Origin of the sequence: Bacillus hominis (assembly GCF_018332515.1) — a bacterium.
In the GTDB taxonomy this organism is placed as follows: domain Bacteria; phylum Bacillota; class Bacilli; order Bacillales; family Bacillaceae_G; genus Bacillus_A; species Bacillus_A hominis.
In genome coordinates this window covers 1-407 of sequence record NZ_BOQD01000051.1, presented here as the reverse complement: position 1 = coordinate 407, position 407 = coordinate 1, and the positions used below count along the sequence as shown (strand labels likewise).

General features: G+C 34.2%; 1 protein-coding gene. It reads right to left on the bottom strand.

The annotated features are described in order from the left end of the window. Positions 1 to 162: 162 nt before the first annotated feature. Positions 163 to 407: cytidine deaminase (locus tag KI356_RS07345; protein ID WP_212935133.1), on the bottom strand; the 245-nt coding region annotated here is incomplete at its 5' end.

Below are 407 nucleotides of genomic sequence, written 5' to 3'. Positions count from 1 at the left end.
TATATAATTTCTTCATTATATTCCTCCTGCTGTAAACTTTCCATATTCGATGCAATAATTTTACGCAAAGATTATGAACGGAGTATGAACAAAGTATTACATTCTATTTTTGAAAATAAAAAAGCCATTCCACAATTATTAATTGCGAAATGACTTTTCATCTTATTTTAAATCTTCAATTGAGAAAGCACCTGGCAGTAACTGTTCAACAGTCACTTCTTTTTCATCACCTTTTACATTTGTCAGTAATACAGGCATTTTCGGATCACAGAACTCAGCAATTACTTGTCTACAAGCACCACATGGTGAAATAGGTCCGTCAGTTTCACCTGTAATGACTAGGTAACTAAAGTCACGCTCACCTTCTGATACTGCTTTAAAGATTGCCGTTCTTTCTGCACAGTTAC